This window comes from Pyxidicoccus sp. M6 (assembly GCF_055568925.1).
On the sequence record NZ_CM145714.1, the window covers coordinates 3,747,211 to 3,765,447 of the forward strand.

General features: G+C 71.7%; 1 protein-coding gene (only partly in view). It reads right to left on the reverse strand.

Translation table 11 applies throughout. The features are described from left to right. Positions 1 to 18,019 carry the 5' portion of a non-ribosomal peptide synthase/polyketide synthase gene (locus ACVTJA_RS15370; protein WP_465837121.1) on the reverse strand. 17,993 nt of this gene lie to the left of the window's left edge, so 18,019 of the gene's 36,012 nt are visible here — the first part of the coding sequence; it begins with the start codon at positions 18,017 to 18,019; the stop codon falls past the left edge of the window. Between the last annotated feature and the right edge of the window lie 218 nt (positions 18,020 to 18,237).

Below are 18,237 nucleotides of genomic sequence, written 5' to 3' on the forward strand. Positions count from 1 at the left end.
CGCCGAGCTCTCCTGACAGCAGCACCGGTACCGTCCCGCCCTGATGCGACAGCACCGCGGGCCGAGGCTTGTCCGTGGGCAACTCCAGGTGCGAAGGCGCTCCGGCGAGCTGCTGCTTCCACCAGCCGAGCTGCGCATCCAGCGTCTCGCCGCTCAGCCACTGCCGCTGCCACACCGCGTAGTCCGCGTACTGCACCGGAAGCGCGGGCAACGCGGGAGGCTGTCCCTCCGAGAACGCCGAGTACAGCGCCTCCATGTCGCGCACGAGCACGCCCATGGACCAGCCGTCCGAGACGATGTGGTGCATCACCAGCACCAGCACGTGCTCCTCGGGGGCCAGCCGCATCAGCGTGGCGCGCAGCAGCGGGCCCGCTTCGAGCGAGAAGGGAACCGCCGCCTCCCGCATGGCGCGGCTGCGGGCCTCTTTCCAGCGCTCGGACTCTGGCAGCGCGGACAGGTCCTCGATGCCCAGCGCGAAGTCGGAGGGCGGATGGATGACCTGTGTGGGCTGGCCTTCGCGCGAGGCGAAGGTGGTGCGCAGGGCCTCGTGGCGTTCGACGAGCGCGGAGAAGGCTCGCTGGAGCGCATCCACGTGCAGGGTGCCCTCGATGCGCAGCACGACGGGGATGTTGTAGGCGGCGCTTCCGGACTCGAGCTGGTCGATGAACCACAGGCGCTGCTGGGCGAACGACAGCGGCAGGGCGCCGTCGCGCGGCACGGGCATGGGAGGCGGGGCCTCGGGAGCCGCGCCGTCTCGGCGTGCCGCCTCCACGCGCAGGGCGAGCGCCTCCAGCGTGGGCGCTTCGAACAGCGCGCGAAGGGGCAGCTCCACGCCGAAGGTCACGCGAATCCGGGACACGATCCGGGTGGCCAGCAGCGAGTGGCCGCCCAGCTCGAAGAAGTCATCGCCCACGCCGACCTGCGTGCGGCCCAGCACCTCGCTCCAAAGGATTGCGAGGCGCTGCTCCGTCCGCGAGCGGGGCGCGACATACTCGCGCTGCGTGGAGACGGAGGCGGATGGAGCGGGCAGGGCGCGCCGGTCCACCTTGCCGTTGGGCGTCAGCGGCAGCGCGTCCAGCGGCACCAGTACCGAGGGCACCATGTACTCGGGCAGCTTCGTGCGCAGGTGCTCCTTGAGCGTCTGCGCCTCCACACCCGGAGCCACGACATAGGCCACCAGTCGCTTGTCACCGGCCGTGTCCTCCCGCACCACCGCCACGGCTTCCTTCACGCCCGGGTGCTGCGTCAGCGCCGCTTCCACCTCGCCGACTTCGATGCGGAAGCCACGCAGCTTCACCTGGCCGTCCTTGCGGCCGAAGAACTCCAGCGTCCCATCCGCGAGCCACCGCACGTTGTCGCCCGTGCGGTACAGCCGCTCCCCATTCCCGAAGGGATTCGGGACGAATCGCTCCGCCGTCAGCTCCGGACGGCCGATGTAGCCGAGGGCCAGGCCGTCTCCGCCCACGTACAGCTCGCCCGGCACGCCCACGGGGACGGGCTGCAGCGCTTCATCCAACACGTACGCCGTCGTGTTGCGGATGGGCCGGCCGATGGACACCGAGCGCGCTCCCAACTGCTCCAGCCGCTCCAGCCGGTGGGTGGTGGAGAACGTGGTGTTCTCCGTCGGGCCGTAGCCGTTGATGAGCGTGCCACCCGCGGCGAGCCGCTCGCGCACGCGCCCCACGGGCAGGACGTCTCCGCCGGCCAGCACCTGCTTCACACGAGCCAGGGCCTCCGGCTGCCGCGCCTGCATCTGCTCGAAGAGGGCCGCGGTGAGCCACAGCGAGGTGATGCCGGACGTCTCCAGTGCTCGGCCCAGCTCCTCCAGCGACGGCGGGCCCGCCGGGTACACCACCAGCTTCGCGCCGTGCAGCAGCGCGCCCCAGAGCTCCAGCGTCGAGGCGTCGAACGAGATGGGCGCGAGCTGCAGCCACACCTCCTCAGGGCCGAAGCGCGCGAAGTCCGTGCCCAGCACGAGGCGAGACACCGCGCGGTGCGGCACGCCCACGCCCTTGGGCCGGCCCGTGCTCCCCGAGGTGAACATCACATAGGCGAGCTGCGCGCCGTCGGCCCGGGCTGGCGGGTTGCTCTCCGGCTGGCGCGCGAGCTCGTTCGACCCGACGTCCACGAGCACCACCGGCTCACCGTCCTCGGCCCCGGCCCCGGCCAGCTTCTCCTGGGCCACGAGCACCGTGACGCCGGCCTCGCGCTTCATCCACTGCAACCGCTCCGCCGGGTAGCTGGCGTCCAGCGGCACGTACGCGCCGCCAGCCTTGAGGATGCCCAGCACGCTCACCGCCAGCTCCAGCGAGCGCTCCACGCATAGACCCACCCGCGCCTCGGGGCCGACGCCCAATGCCCCCAGCCGGTGTGCCAGCCGGTTGGCGCGGCGATTGAGCGCGTCGTACGTCAACTGCCGGCCCGCGTACTCCACCGCCACCGCGTGCGGCGTCTTCCGCACCTGGGACTCGAACAGCTCCGCCAGCGATGCCTCGCGCGGGTAGCTCGCGGACGTGCCGCTCCACTGCTCCACCAGCCGACGCCGTTCCTCCTCACCCATCAGCGGCAGGTCGCGCAGCCGCGTCCCGGGCTCGAAGACAGCGGCCTCCAGCAGCACCCGCACGTGCTCCAGCAGCCGGCCGGCCGAGTCCGGCTCGAACAGGTCGCTGTCGTAATTGAGCACCGCGGCGGCGCCCTCGGCCGTCTCCCATACCAGCAGCGAGAGGTCGAACTTCGAGGTGCGGTTGCCGGCCTCCATGCCCTTCAGCGCCAGCCCCTGTCGCAGCTTCACCGCCGTCATCGGGGTGTTCTGCAGCGTGAGCGCCACCTGGAAGAGTGGGTTGCGGCTCAGGTCACGCCGGGGCTGGAGTTCTTCCACCAGCTTCTCGAAGGGGACGTCCTGGTGCGCATACGCGCCCAACGTCACCTCGCGTACCTGTGCCAGCAGCTCGCGGAAGGTGACTCGCGGTGAGACGAGCGACCGCAGCACGAGCGTGTTGACGAAGAAGCCGATGAGGCCTTCCGTCTCCGCGTGCGTGCGTCCGGCGATGGGCGAGCCGACGGAGAGGTCCTCCTGCCCCGCGTGGCGCGCGAGCACCGCCTGGTACGCGGCCAACAGCACCATGAAGGGCGTGGCGCCCTCCTGCTGCGCCAGGGCCTTCACGCCGTCCCACAGGGACTTCGTCCACGCGCGTTGCTGCACGCCACCTCGGAACAACTGCGCGGGCGGACGCGGCTTGTCGGTGGGCAGCTCCAACGCGGCCGGGGCGCCCGCGAGCTGCTGGCGCCAGTAACCGAGCTGCGTGTCCAGCGTCTCCCCTTGCAGCCAGCCGCGCTGCCACACGGCGTAGTCGGCGTACTGCACCGGCAGCTCGGGCAGCGGCGAGGCACGGCCGTCCGAGAAGGCCTCGTAGAGCGAGGCCACCTCGCGGACGAGGACACCCGAGGACCAACCGTCCGTGATGATGTGGTGCAGGTTGAGCAGCAGCACATGGTCCGCGCCGCCGAGCTTCACCAGCAGCGCGCGAATCAGCGGGCCGGTGGTGAGATTGAACGGACGCTGCGCGTCCTCCTCCACCAGTCGACGCGTCTCTGCCTCGGCGGCAGCGGCATCGAGCCCGCTCAGGTCCACCCCGAGCAGCGGCAGCTCCGCGGTGGGAGCGATGACCTGCACGGTGCCGCCCGCGTCCTGTCGGAAAGTGGTGCGCAGCACCTCATGCCGGCGGACGAGCTCCTGGAGCGCGCGTTCCAGTGCGCCCACGTCCAGCGGGCCTTCGAGCCGGACGGCCGCGGGGATGTTGTAGAAGGCACTGCCCGGTTCGAGCTGATCGAGGAACCACAGGCGCTGCTGCGCGAAGGACAGCGGCAGCGGCTCGGTGCGCGGCACGGGGACCAGCGGCGGTCGGGCCGGGCCAGCCTGCGTGCTCTTCGCGGCGTCGATGCGCTGGGCCAGCTCGGCCACGGTGGGCGCCTCGAAGAGGTCCCTCAGCGGCATGTCGAAGTTGAACGTCGCGCGCACGCGGGACACGAGCTGCGTGGCCAGCAGCGAGTGGCCGCCCAGGTCGAAGAAGTTCTCGTGAGCACCCACGCGCTCGGCGTGCAGCAGCTCCGAGAAGAAGCGCGCGAGCTGTTGCTCCGTCTCCGTGCGGGGCTCGACGTACTCCACGCCGTCGCCACCTCCAGGCGCCTCCGGTGTGGGCAGGGCCTTGCGGTCCACCTTGCCGTTGGGAGACAGCGGCAGCGCCGGTAGCACCACGACGGCGGAGGGCACCATGTACTCGGGCAGCTTCTGCTGGAGGAAGGCGCGCACGGCCTGGGGCTCCAGCACCTCCTGCTCTTCGGCTACGACGTAGGCCACCAGGCGCTTGTCGCCGGGGACGTCCTCGCGCACCACCACCACGGCCTCGCGCACGCCGGCGAAGCGGCGCACCACGGCCTCGACTTCACCGGGCTCGATGCGGAAGCCACGCACCTTCACCTGGAAGTCGGTGCGGCCGAGGAACTCCAGCGAGCCGTCGGCCTTCCAGCGCACGCGGTCTCCGGTGCTGTAGAGGCGTGCACCGGGCAGAGGGCTGAAGGGATTGGGGATGAAGCGCTCGGCCGTCAAGTCCGGGCGGCCGAGGTAGCCCCAGGCGAGGCCGTCGCCGCCGACGTACAACTCGCCGGGCACGCCCGCCGGCACCGGTTGGAGGGCCACGTCCAGTACGTAGGTGGTGGAGTTGGGCAGGGGACGGCCAATGGGCACGGAGGTGCCCACGGAGTCCGCGCGTCGCAGCGAGTGGGTGGCGGAGAAGGTGGTGTTCTCCGTGGGGCCGTAGCCGTTGACGAGGACGGCGCCCTCGGGGAGACGCGCGAGGTGCTGGCGCACGCGCTCAGCGGGGAGGACGTCGCCGCCCGCGAGTACCTGCCTCACGCGGGCCAGGGCCTCACCCTGGTGCAGCACCACCTGCTCGAAGAGGGCGGCGGTGAGCCACAGCGTGGTGACGCCGTGCTGCACGAGCAGCGCGCCCAATTCCTCCAGGGACAGCTTGTGCGGCGGAGCCACGACGAGGCGGCCGCCGTTGAGAAGTGCGCCCCAGACTTCCAGGGTGGAGGCGTCGAAGGCGACGGGGGCGAGCTGGGCGAAGGTGTGCTCGGGCCCGAAGTCGATGAAGGTGGAGCCGCGCACCAGGCGCACCACGCCCCGGTGCGGCACGCTGACGCCCTTGGGCTGGCCGGTGCTGCCGGAGGTGAACATGACGTACGCCAGCGCGTCGGCGGAGACGTCCACTTCCGGCGCCGTCTCTGGCCAGCGGGCCACCTGGGCCCACTCGGTGTCGAGGCAGATGAGGAGCTGGCCGAGCGCGGGCAACTCGTCCGCCACGTGCTCCTGAGTCAGCAGCACGCCGACGCCGGCCTGCTGAAGGAGGAAGGTGATGCGCTCGGTGGGGTAGCTGCGGTCCACGGGCACGTAGGCGCCACCGGCCTTGAGGACGCCGAGCAGTGCCACCGCCAATTCCAGTGAGCGCTCCAGGCAGATGCCGACGCGCGCTCCCGGTGCCACGCCGTTTGCACGCAGGTGGTGCGCGAGCTGATTGGCGCGCCGGTCCAGCTCGCCGTAGGTGAGCTGCGAGTCACCGAAGACGACGGCGACCGCGTCGGGGGTGAGTGCCGCCTGCCGGGCGAAGAGCGCGTGGATGGATGCGTCGCGCTCGTACTCCGTCGCGGTGGCATTCCAGTCCACGAGCACGCGCTGGCGCTCGGCCTTGGTCAGCATGGACAGGGAGGACAGCGGCGCCTCGGGGTTCGCGACGATTCCCTCGGCGAGGACGCGGAAGTGCTCCGCCATCCGGGCGATGGTCTCCGGCGCGAAGAGGTCGGCGTTGTAGGAGAGCAGGCCGGAGAAGCCCTCGGCGGTGCGCCACAGGCCCAGCTCCAGCTCGAACTTGACCGGGCTGTCCTCCACCGGCTGCGCGCGCAGCGTCAGCCCCGGCAGCGACAGCGTGGGCACCGGAGCGTTCTGGAGGACGAACGTCGCCTGCACCAGGGGCGGGCGGCTCAGGTCGCGCTCGACCTTCATCGTCTCGACCAGCCGCTCGAAGGGGACGGATTGGTACGCGAAGGCGCCGAGCACGCTCTCCCGCTCCTGGGCCAGCAGCGCGCGCACGGTGTCCGTGCCGGAGACGCGGGCCCTCAGGGGCAGCGTGTTGACGAAGAAGCCGATGATCGACTCCAGCTCGCTCCGGTCCCGTCCCGCCAGCACGGTGCCGACGAGCAGGTCCTCCTGCCCGGTGTAGCGACTGAGCAGGACGTGCCAGGTGCTCAGCAGGACCATGAAGGGCGTGATGCCTTCGCGGCGGCAGAAGGCCTCCAGCGCCTCGGCCTGGGGGACGGGGAGGACCACCGGGTGCGCAGCTCCGCGAGACGTCTGCACCGCCGGGCGCGGCTTGTCCGTGGGCAACTCCAGGGCCAGGGGCGCGCCCGCAAGCCGCTCGTGCCACCAGCGGAGCTGGCCGTCCAGCAGGTCACCTCGCAGCCAGCCGCGCTGCCAGGCGGCGAAGTCCGCGTACTGCAACGACAGCTCAGGCAGCGGCGAGGGCCGCCCCTCCGCGAAGGCGAGGTAGAGCGCGGCCAGCTCCCGCACGATGATGCCCATGGACCAGCCGTCCGAAACGATGTGGTGCTGCGTCAGCACCAGCACGTGCTCCTGCGCCCCGAGCCGCAGCAGGGCCGCGCGCAGCAGCGGGCCGCGCGTCAGGTCGAAGGGCCGGAGCGCCTCGTCGCGCATCTGGCGTCCGAGGTCCTGACGCTCGGGGACGTCCATCACGGGCAGCGGCACGGGGGCGGGCGGGTGGATGACCTGCACCGCGCCGCTCCCACCCTCGCTGAAGGTGGTGCGTAGGGCTTCGTGTCGGCGCACCAGCTCCGTCAGAGCGAGCTGCAGGGCGTCCACGTCGAGCGCGCCCGTCAGGTGCAGCGTCCCCGGCAGGTTGTAGAAGGCGCTGCCCGGCTCGAGCTGATCGAGGAACCACAGGCGCTGCTGTGCCAGGGACACCGGCAGCTCGCCCGTGCGAGACACCGGCACCAGCGGTGCCGCCTGCGGGCCCTGACCCGCCAGCACCGCGCGGTCCACCCGCATCGCGAGGTCCGCGAGCGTGGGCGAGTCGAACAAATCCCTCAGCGGCAGCTCCACGCTGAACGCGGCGCGGATGCGACTGATGGCCTGCGTGGCCAGCAGCGAGTGGCCACCCAGCTCGAAGAAGTTGTCGGACAGGCCAACCTGCTCCACGCCCAGCACCGCGCTCCAGATACCGGCCAGCAGCGTCTCCGTCTGGGTGCGCGGCGCGACGTAGTCCGGACGGCCGCTGGAGGTGGCGAGGTCTGGTGCAGGCAGGGCCTTGCGGTCCACCTTGCCGTTCGGCGTGAGCGGCATCGCGGACAACACCACGATGGCCGAAGGCACCATGTACTCCGGCAGCGTCTCCTTGAGGGCAGCACGCAGCGTGGCTCCGTCCGTCTGTGTTCCTTCGTGCGCGACGACGTAGCCCACGAGGCGCTTGCCACCCGGCCCATCCTCGCGCGCGGCGACGACGGACTCGCGCACCGAGGGCAGCCTCGCCAGGGCGGACTCCACCTCGCCCAGTTCGATGCGGAAGCCGCGCACCTTCACCTGTGCGTCCGCGCGGCCGACGAACTCCAGCGTGCCGTCCTCGCGCCAGCGCACCACGTCGCCCGTGCGGTACAGGCGGGCACCCGCCTCACCGGAGAAGGCATCTGGGACGAATCGCTCGGCGGTGAGTGCGGGACGGCCCGCGTAGCCGCGCGCCACGCCCACGCCGCCCACGTACAGCTCGCCCTTGACGCCCACGGGCACGGGCTCGCCGCGAGCGTCCAGCACGTAGGCGCGCACGTTGGCCAGGGGCCGGCCGATGGACGGGATTCGCCCGTCCGCCACGCACTCGGTGAGCGTGGCCACCACCGTGGCTTCCGTGGGGCCATATGTGTTGAGCAGGCGCCGGCCCGGAGCCCACCGTGCAACGACTTCGGCGGGCAGGGCTTCGCCGCCGGAGATGACGGTGCGCAGCTCGGACAGGCCTTCGGCGGAGGTCGCCGCGAGGGCCGCTGGTGTGAGGCTGATGACGGTGAGTGCTTCGTCGCGCAGCAGCTTCTGGAGCGGCGCGCCCGGCATCAGCTTCTCCAGCGGCGCCAGCACCAGCGCGCCACCGGAGCACAGCGTGGTGAAGATCTCCTCCACCGACAGGTCGAAGGAGAGGTTCGCGAACTGCAACACGCGGCTGCCGGGGCCGATGCCGTAGGCCACCGCCTCATGGGTGACGAGGTTGGCCACGCTCCGGTGCTCCACGGCCGTGCCTTTGGGCTGACCGGTGCTGCCGGAGGTGTAGAGCAGGTACGCCAGGTGGTACGGGGCCACGCCCGTCACCGGGGCCTCGGTGCTCTCTCCCGAGAGCGCATCCTTCTCGGAGTCGAGGCAGAGCGCGCGCGAGCGGAGCGACGCGGGGAAGCGCTCCAGCAGTGGTGACTGCGTCACCAGCATCGCCGCGCCGCTGTCCTCCAGCATGAAGGCCAGGCGCTCACGGGGGAGCAGAGGATCCACGGGCACCCAGGCGCCACCGGCCTTGAGGATGCCGAGCAGGCCCACGACGATGTCCAGGGAGCGCTCCACGCTGAGGGCCACGCGGACCTCGGGACCGACACCCCGGCGGACCAGGGCGTGCGCGAGCTGGTTGGCCCTGGCATCGAGCTGCGCGTAGGTGAGGTGCTGCCCCTCGAACGATGCGGCGAGCGCGTCCGGCGCGCGGCGTACCTGTGCCTCGAACAGCGAGTGGACGCAGGCCTCCGGGAAGTCCGCCCCGGTGGCATTCCAGTCCACGAGCACGCGGCGCCGCTCCTCAACCGAGAGCAGCGGGAGCGCGGACAGGCGCTTGTCGGCCGAGGCCACCAGGGCCTCCACCAGCGTGCGCAGGTGGCGCACCATTCGCGCGGCCGTGGAGGCCTCGAACAAATCAGCTCGGTAGTCGAGCGAGCCCTCGAAGCCGTCCCCCGTGCGCGTCAGCGTCAGCGTGAGGTCGAACTTCGCGACGTGGTCGCCCATGGGCGCCACGCGCATCGTCAGCCCGGGGAGGGACAGCTCCGCGGGCGGCGTGTTCTGGAGGATGAACATCACCCGGAACAGCGGCGCCTGGCGCAAGTCGCGCATCGGCTGGAGCTGCTCGAAGGGGACGTGCTGGTGGGCATAGGCGCCCAGCGCCGTCTCACGCACGCGGCCCAGCAGCTCGCGCACGGTGGGGTTGCCGTCCAGGCGCGTGCGCAGCACCAGCGTGTTGAGGAAGAAGCCGACGATGCCCTCCAGCTCCGCCCGGTTGCGCCCCGCCACGGGCGAGCCGACAGAGATGTCGTCCTGCCCCGAGTAGCGCGACAGCAGCACCTGGAACGCTGTCAGCAGGAACATGAAGGGCGTGACACCCTCACGACGGCACAGGGCCTCCACGGCCTCGGCCAGCTCGCGCGGGAGCAGCACGAGCTCCAGCGCTCCTGGAGGCGCGGGGTGGTGGGTGCGCGGCTTGTCGGTGGGCAGCTCCAAATCCTGGGGCGCGCCGTCGAGCTGCTTGCGCCACCACGTGAGCTGCTTGTCCAGCTCCGAGTCATCCAGCCACTTGCGCTGCCACGCCGCATGGTCCGCGTACTGGAGCGGCAGCTCCGGCAGCCGTGGCGGCTGGCCCGACGCGAAGGCCGGGTAGAGCGCGCTCAGCTCGCGCACCAGCACGCTCATGGACCAGCCGTCCGAGACGATGTGGTGCACGTAGAGCAGCAACACATGCTTCAGCGGCTCCACCTTCAACAGCAGGGCGCGGAGCAGCGGGCTGGTGGAGAGGTTGAAGGGGCGCAGGGACTCCGCGTTCAGCCGGCGGCGCACCTCGGCTTCACGCGTCTCGGGAGCCAGGGCGCTCAGGTCGATGAGGGGCAGCTCCAGCGGGCCGGGCGCGGAGATGCGCTGCACCGGGCCCTCGGGCTCGCCGTGAAAGGTGGTGCGGAGTGCCTCGTGGCGGTGCACCAGGGCTTCGAGGGACTTGCGCAGCGCCTCCGCGTCCAGCGCCCCGGTCAGCTCCAGGGTGAAGGACATGTTGAAGGCCGCGCTGCCGGGCTCGAGCTGGTCCAGGAACCACAGGCGCTGCTGCGAGAACGAAACGGGCAGCCGCTCCGTGCGCGGCACGCGCTCGATGGGCGGGAGCGCTCCGACGTCGCCCGCGCTCACGGCTGCATCGATGCGCGTGGCGAGCTCGGCCACGGTGGGCGCCTCGAAGAGGTCCCTCAGCGGCATGTCGAAGTTGAACGTCGCGCGCACGCGGGACACGAGCTGCGTGGCCAGCAGTGAGTGGCCGCCCAGGTCGAAGAAGCTCTCGTGCGCTCCCACGCGCTGCACGCCAAGCACCTGCGAGAAGAGCCCCGCTACCAACTCCTCGGTGGGCGTGCGCGGCGCAACGTACTCCACGCTGTCGTCGCCACCCGGTGCCTCTGGAGCGGGCAGTGCCCTGCGGTCCACCTTGCCGTTGGGGGACAGGGGGAGCGCTGGCAGCACCACGACGGCGGAGGGCACCATGTACTCGGGCAGCTTCTGCTGGAGGAAGGCGCGCACGGCCTGGGGCTCCAGCACCTCCTGCTCTTCGGCCACGACGTAGGCCACCAGGCGCTTGTCGCCGGGGACGTCCTCGCGCACCACCACCACGGCTTCGCGCACTCCGGCGAAGCGGCGCACCACGGCCTCGACTTCACCGGGCTCAATGCGGAAGCCGCGCACCTTCACCTGGAAGTCGGTGCGGCCGAGGAACTCCAGCGAGCCGTCGGCCGTCCAGCGCACGCGGTCTCCGGTGCGGTAGAGGCGTGCACCGGGCTGGGAGCTGAAGGGATTGGGGATGAAGCGCTCGGCCGTCAAGTCCGGGCGGCCGAGGTAGCCCCAGGCGAGGCCGTCGCCGCCGACGTACAACTCGCCGGGCACGCCCGCCGGCACCGGTTGGAGGGCCACGTCCAGTACGTAGGTGGTGGAGTTGGACAGGGGACGGCCAATGGGTACGGAGGTGCCCACGGAGTCTCCACGCCGCAGCGAGTGGGTGGCGGAGAAGGTGGTGTTCTCGGTGGGGCCGTAGCCGTTGACGAGGACGGCGCCCTCGGGGAGACGTGCGAGGTGCTGGCGGACGCGCTCGACGGGGAGGACGTCACCGCCAGCGAGTACCTGCCTCACGCGGGCCAGGGCCTCGCCCTGGTGCAGCACCACCTGCTCGAAGAGGGCGGCGGTGAGCCACAGCGTGGTGACGCCGTGCTGCACGAGCAGCGCGCCCAACTCTTCCAGAGACAGCTTGTGCGGCGGAGCCACGACGAGGCGGCCGCCGTTGAGAAGCGCGCCCCAGACTTCCAGGGTGGAGGCGTCGAAGGCGACGGGGGCGAGCTGGGCGAAGGTGTGCTCGGGCCCGAAGTCGATGAAGGTGGAGCCGCGCACCAGACGCACCACGCCCCGGTGCGGCACGCTGACGCCCTTGGGCTGGCCGGTGCTGCCGGAGGTGAACATGACGTACGCAAGGGCATCGGCGGAGACGTCCACTTCTGGCGCCGTCTCTGGCCAGCGCGCCACCTGCTCCCACTCGGTGTCCAGGCAGACGAGGAACTGGCCGAGGGCGGGCAACTCGTCCGCCACGTGCTCCTGGGTCAGCAGCACGCCGACGCCGGCCTGCTGGAGGATGAAGGTGATGCGCTCGGTGGGGTAGCTGCGGTCCACGGGCACGTAGGCGCCACCGGCCTTGAGGACGCCGAGCAGTGCCACCGCCAATTCCAGTGAGCGCTCCAGGCAGATGCCGACGCGCGCTCCCGGTGCCACGCCGCTGGCGCGCAGGTGGTGAGCGAGCTGATTGGCGCGCCGGTCCAGCTCGCCGTAGGTGAGCTGCGCGTCACCGAAGACGACAGCGACGGCGTCCGGCGTGAGGGCCGCCTGCCGGGCGAAGAGCGCGTGGATGGATGCGTCGCGCTCGTACTCCGTCGCGGTGGCATTCCACTCCACCAGCACCTGCCGGCGCTCCTCGTCGGACAGCAGGGACACGTCGCCCAGCCGGCTGTCGGGCCGGGCCACCAGCGCTTCCAGCGCCAGGGACCAGTGCTTCAACAGTTGCTCCAGGCGGTACGCCTCGAAGCGCGACACGTCATACGCCAGGCGCAACTCCATCCGCGTGCCCGGGATGATGACGGCCACCAGCGGCAGGTCCGCCTGCTCCCGCGCGACGACGTCCCGCAAGCCGAGGTCCGCGCGGGCCGACTTCACCGCGGCGTCGATGGGATAGTTCTCGAAGACGAACAGTGACTGGAACAGCGGGGTGCCGCGAGGCACGGCGCTCCAGCCCTGGATGCGCACCAGCGGCGAGTGCTCGTGGTTGCGCTGCTCCGCGAGCTGCGAATGCATCCCCTTCAGCCACGCGAGGACGCGCGTGTCCTCGTCCACGCGCACCCGCACCGGCAGCGAGTTGATGAACAGGCCCACCGCGCGGTCGATGCCCGGCAGCTCCGCCGAGCGGCCGGAGCCGGTGGCACCGTAGACGACGTCGCTCTCACCCGTGTGTCGAGACAGCGCCAGGGCCCACGCCGCCTGCACCACCGCGTTGGGCGTGAGCTGGTGCTGGCGCGCGAAGGCCTGGAGCGTCGTGGTCAGCTCGGCGGACAGCGGTGCGCGCAGCTCGTGGCGGCCGTGCGCGCCCGCGGGCTTCTCGGGCAGCAGGCCCGGCAGCGGCGTGGGAGCGGTGAAGCCGCGCAGCGACTGGCGCCAGAAGGCCTCGGTGCGCTCCATCGGCTGGCGCTGGAGCCAGGCGATGTAGTCGCGGAAGGGCATCGACGTGCCCTTCGCGGGCATGCGGCCCGCACGCAGCTCGTCGTAGGCGGCGAACAGCTCCTGGAGGATGGCTCCGAGGCTCCACCCGTCCATCAGCAGGTGGTGGTGCGTCCACAGGACGCGGTGCGCGCCTTCCTCCAGCCGCACCACCGTCACGCGCGTCAGCGGCGCGTGGCGCGGGTCGAAGCCACGCCTGGTGTCCTCGGACATCAGCGCGTCGAAGCGGGCCCGCTGCTCGGCCTCGGGCACGCCGCGCCAGTCGTGCTCCTCCCAGGGCACGGACGCGACCGGGTGGACCACCTGCAACGGCTCTTCCAGTCCATCCCAGAGGAACGAGGTGCGCAGCGGCGCGTGGCGCTCCGCCACGACGTTCAACGCGCGCCGGAAGGTGCCCAGGTCCACCGCGCCAGTGAATGTCCAGGCGAGTTGCGAGACGTAGACGCCCGAGCTGGGCTCCGCCAGCGTGTGGAAGAGCATGCCCTGCTGGAGCGGAGACAGCGGGTAGAGGTCCTCCACCTCCAGCCCCGCGGGCAGCACCCGGTCCAGCGCGGACTGAGTCAGCTTCGCCAGCGGGAAGTCGGCTGGCGTGTAGCGGTGCGCGTCCGCGGACGTGCGGGTGGCGATGAGCTGGCGCAGCGCGGAGAGACAGCGCTCGGCCAGCGCTTGCACGGTGCCCGGGTGGTGCACGGCCTCGCTGTAGGTCCAGCCCAGCGTGAGCCGTCCCTCGAAGACATAGCCGTTCACCTCCAGCAAGTGGCCGCGCTCGCCCTGCGTGCCCCACAGCGCACCCGTGGGCTCACGCGTCGGAGCGAAGGGCGCGCCCTGGGCCTGCGCGCCTCCCACCTGGTCGAACTGGCCCAGGTAGTTGAACAGCACCTGCGCGCGAGGCGCCTCCTTCAGCGCTCGTGCCTGCGCCTCACCCGCGAGGTGGCGCAGCAGCCCATGGCCGATGCCGCGCCGGGGCAGCTTCCGCAGCGAGTCGCGCACCGCGCGCAGCCGGTCTCCCAGCGTGGCGGCGCCGGACACGTCCAGCACCACCGGGTACGTGGCGGTGAACCAGCCCACGGTGCGCGACAGGTCCACGTCCTCGAACAGCGCCTCGCGGCCGTGGCCTTCCAGCTCCACGCGCAGCCTCGGCTGGCCCGTCCACTGCGTCAGGCTGTCGGCCAGTGCCGCCAGCAGCACGTCATTGATGTGCGCGCGCCAGGCGGCCGGAGTCTCCTGCAACAGCAGGCGCGTCTCCTCCGCGTCCAACGACACCTGCACCACGCGCGCGGACGCCAGCGTGTTGGCCGCGCCGGCCACGTCCACGGGCAGCGCGGGCACCTGCGCGCGGCCCTGCTCCTCCCAGTAGGGCAGCTCGCGCGCCAATTCCTCCGAGCGCGCGAAGACGTGCAGCTTCTCCGCCCACGCCTTGAAGGACGTGGACTTGGGCGGCAGCGCCACCGGCTTGCCGGCCCGGAGCTGCTCGTACGCCGTGGCCAGGTCCTCCAGCAGGGTGCGCCACGACACTCCATCCACCGCGAGATGATGCACCGCGAGGAGCAGGCGCGGCGTGCGACTCGTGCCAGCGTGGAACAGGCCGGCGCGAAGGAGCAGCCCCTCGGACAGACTCATGCTGCCCTGCAGGCGCGTGGCCTCGGCCTCCATGGCTCGGGCCTGCTCGGCCTCGGGCATGGAGGAGAGGTCCACCTGCGTGAGGCGCACGGGAGCCTCGGTGCCGGCAATCTCCTGCTGCCACGCGCCGTCCGCTGCGCGTGTGAAGCGCAGGCGCAGCGAGTCGTGGTGGGCCACCAACGCCTGGAGCGCCTTCTCCAGCGCGGGCACGTCCACCGCTCCGCGCGCGGCGAGGACGACGGCCTGGTTGTAGTGGTGCGGCAGCGCGGGCGGCTGCTCGAAGAACGCGCGCTGGATGGGCGTCAGCGGCACGGTGCCGCGCACGGCGCCCTGCTCGGCCTGGATGCCGCCATCCCGCTTCGCCACGCGCGCGAGGGCCTCCAGCGTCTGGTGCTGGAAGATGTGGTTGGCGGCGAGGTGCAGGCCCGCCTGCCGCGCGCGGGAGACGAGCTGGATGGAGAGGATGGAGTCGCCACCCAGCTCGAAGAAGTTGTCGCGTCGCCCGACGCGGGGCACGCCGAGCAGCTCCGCCCAGATGGCGGCCAGGGCCCGCTCGTCGGGCGTGCTCGGCTCCTCGAAGGCCGTGGTCTCACCGCGCTGCTGCGCCTCCGGCGCGGGGAGTGCCTTCCGGTCCACCTTGCCGTTGGGGGAGAGGGGAAGGGCCTTCAGGACGACGAAGGCCGCGGGCACCATGAACTCGGGGAGTCGCTCGGTGAGGAAGGTGCGAAGCACCTGCACGTCGGGCGCGGGGCCTTCGTCCTCCTCGTAGGGAGAGGTGACGTAGGCGACGAGGCGCTGGCCGGAGGGGCCGTCCTTGCGCACCACGGCCACGGCCTCTTCGACGGACGGATGGGAGCGCAGGGCGGCTTCGATTTCGCCTGGCTCGATGCGGTAACCGCGCAGCTTCACCTGGAAGTCTGTACGGCCCAGGTAGTCGAGCGTGCCATCGGGCTTCCAGCGCACGAGGTCGCCCGTACGGTAGAGCCTCTCGCCGGGCACGCCGCTGAACGCATCGGGGATGAAGCGCTCCGCGGTGAGCTCGGGGCGGCGCAGGTAGCCACGCGCCAGGCCCACACCGCCGATGAAGAGCTCGCCGGGGACACCGGTGGGCACGGGGCGCAGGTGCGCGTCGAGGACGTAGAGGCGCACGTTGGCCAGGGGCGCGCCGATGGAGGGCTTCTGGCCGTCCGGCGTGCAGGTCCCCATGCTGGCGCAGACGGTGGCCTCGGTGGGGCCGTAGGCGTTGATGAAGCGGCGGCCCGGGGCCCACTTCGCCACCAGCTCGGCCGAGCACGCCTCGCCCGCGGAGACGATGGTGCGCAAGTCGTCGAGCCCCTCGGTCTCCATGACGGAGAGCGCGGTGGGCGGCAGCGTGGCCACGTGGATGCGCTGCGTGCGCAGCAGCTCCCGCAGCGAGGGCCCGGGCAGCAACTGCTCGCGCGAGGCCAGGCACAGCGTGGAGCCCGACAGCAGCGCGGTGAAGACCTCCCAGACGGTGGCGTCGAAGCTGGGCGAGGCGAACTGGAGCACGCGCGTGCCCGGCCCCAGGCCCTGCGGTGCCACCTGGCTCCGCACCAGGTTGGGCACGCCCCGGTGCGTGACGGTGACGCCCTTGGGACGGCCCGTGCTACCGGAGGTGTAGATGACGTAGGCGAGGTGGTCCGCCAGCGCTCCCGACGCGGGCGGCGTCTTCGGCTGCCGCTCGAGGTGGCGCGCGTCCGCGTCCATCAACACGAGCTGCTCGCCGCGCGAGGGCAGCTCGTCCGCCAGGTGCTCCAGGGTGATGATGACCGGCACGGCCGAGTCGGTGAGCATGTAGCCCAGCCGGTCCGCGGGGTAGCTCGGGTCCAGCGGGACGAAGGCGCCGCCGGCCTTGAGCACGCCGAGCATGGCGACCACGAGGTCCACCGAGCGCTCCAGGTGGAGCGCCACGAGCGTGTCGGGTCCGACGCCGAGCATGCGCAGGTGGTGCGCGAGCTGATTGGCGCGCGCGTCCAGCGCTCCGAAGCTGAGCGACGTGTCACCGTGGAGGAGCGCCGTGGCGTCGGGCGTGCTCCGGGCCTGGGCCTCGAAGCGCTCGTGGATGGTGGCGCCGTCCGGAAAGGCCGCGGGCCTGCCGTTCCACTGCACCAGCACGCGCTGCTGCTCGGCGGCGTCCATGAGCGGCAGCTCGGAGATGCGGCGCCCGGGGTCCGCGGCGATGGCCTCCAGCAGCGTCTGGAAGTGGCCCAGCAGCCTGCGCACCGAGGCCTCCTCGAAGAGGTCCGTGCGGTAGAGGGTGACGAGGCGCAGGCCCTCGGGCAGCTCGGTGGCCAGGAGCGACAGGTCCACCTGACTGGTGCCGCTGTCCACCGGCTGCATCTCCAGCGTCAGGCCGGGCACGCGCAGCGGAGGCAGCGGCGCGTTCTGCAGCGTGAAGCTGACCTGGAACAGGGGCGAGGTGCTCAGGCTGCGCTCGGGCTGGAGCGCCTCTACCAGCTTCTCGAAGGGCACGTCCTGGTGCGCGAAGGCGCCGAGCGACGCCTCGTGCACGCGCGTCATCAGCTCCAGGAAGGTGGGGTCTCCCGAGAGGTCCGTGCGCAGGGCGAGCGTGTTGACGAACAGGCCGATGAGGCCCTCGAGCTCGGAGCGGTTGCGCCCCGCGACGGGCGTGCCGATGACGACGTCGTCCTGGCCGCTGTAGCGCGACAGCAGCACCTGGTACGCGGCGATGAGCAGCGGGAAGAGGGTGCGTCCCTCACGCCGGGCCAGCTCCTTGAGGGACTGGAGCAGCGCGGGCGGCAGCATCACCGTGAGCCGCGCGCCTCGGGTGGAGGCCATGGGCGGGCGGGGTTTGTCGGTGGGCAGCTCCAGGACCGCGTTGGGGTCCAACCGCTCGCACCAGTAGCGGAGCTGCGAGTCGAGCGCGTCGCCCTTGAGCCAGTCGCGCTGCCAGGAGGCGAACCCGGCGTACTGCATGGGCAGGGGCGGCAGGGACGCGGGCTGGCCGGCGGCGAGCGCGGGGTAGAGGGCGCCCAGTTCGCGCACCAGCACACCCAGGGACCAGCCGTCGGAGACGATGTGGTGCACGTCGAGGAGGAGCAGGTGCTCACCGGGGCCCCAGCGGTAGAGCACCGTGCGCAGCAGCGGGCCCTTCTCCACGTCGAAGGGCTGCTGCGCCTGCGCGTGCAGGCGGCGCCACGCCTCGGCTTCGCGCTCGGACGGCGTGCCCTCGTGCACGTCCACCACGGGCAGGGGAACTTCCGCGGACTCGGCGATGTGCTGCAGCACGCGTCCGTCCTGCTCGACGAAGGTGGTGCGCAGGGCCTCGTGGCGCTGCACCAACTCCTGGAGTGCCCGGCGCAGCGCGTCGGCATCCAGCTCGCCGGACAGGCGCACGGCGATGGGGACGTTGAACGCGGCGCTGCCCGGGTTCAGCCGCTCCTGGAACCACATCCGCTCCTGCGCGAACGACACCGGCGCACGACGCGACGTACGGGCCTTGTCGCGCAGCAGCTCGGCAAGACGTGCGCGCTTCTGTTCGGGGGTCAGTGCCACGGCCAACTACCTTTCCCGGCGCGCGTACACGAGACCACGGCACGGCCGTTGCCGGCCGGCGGTCCGATGCACACGCTCTCGAAGAACTTTGAATCGAAGTTGAAATCGCGGGAGCAACGGCGAAAGACGCGGCTGTCTCTAACGCAGCTCAGTCGTTTCGTCTCGAATTGCATATACCGCGAGCGCGCCGCCGGGCCACGCACTCCAGCCGACGCGCT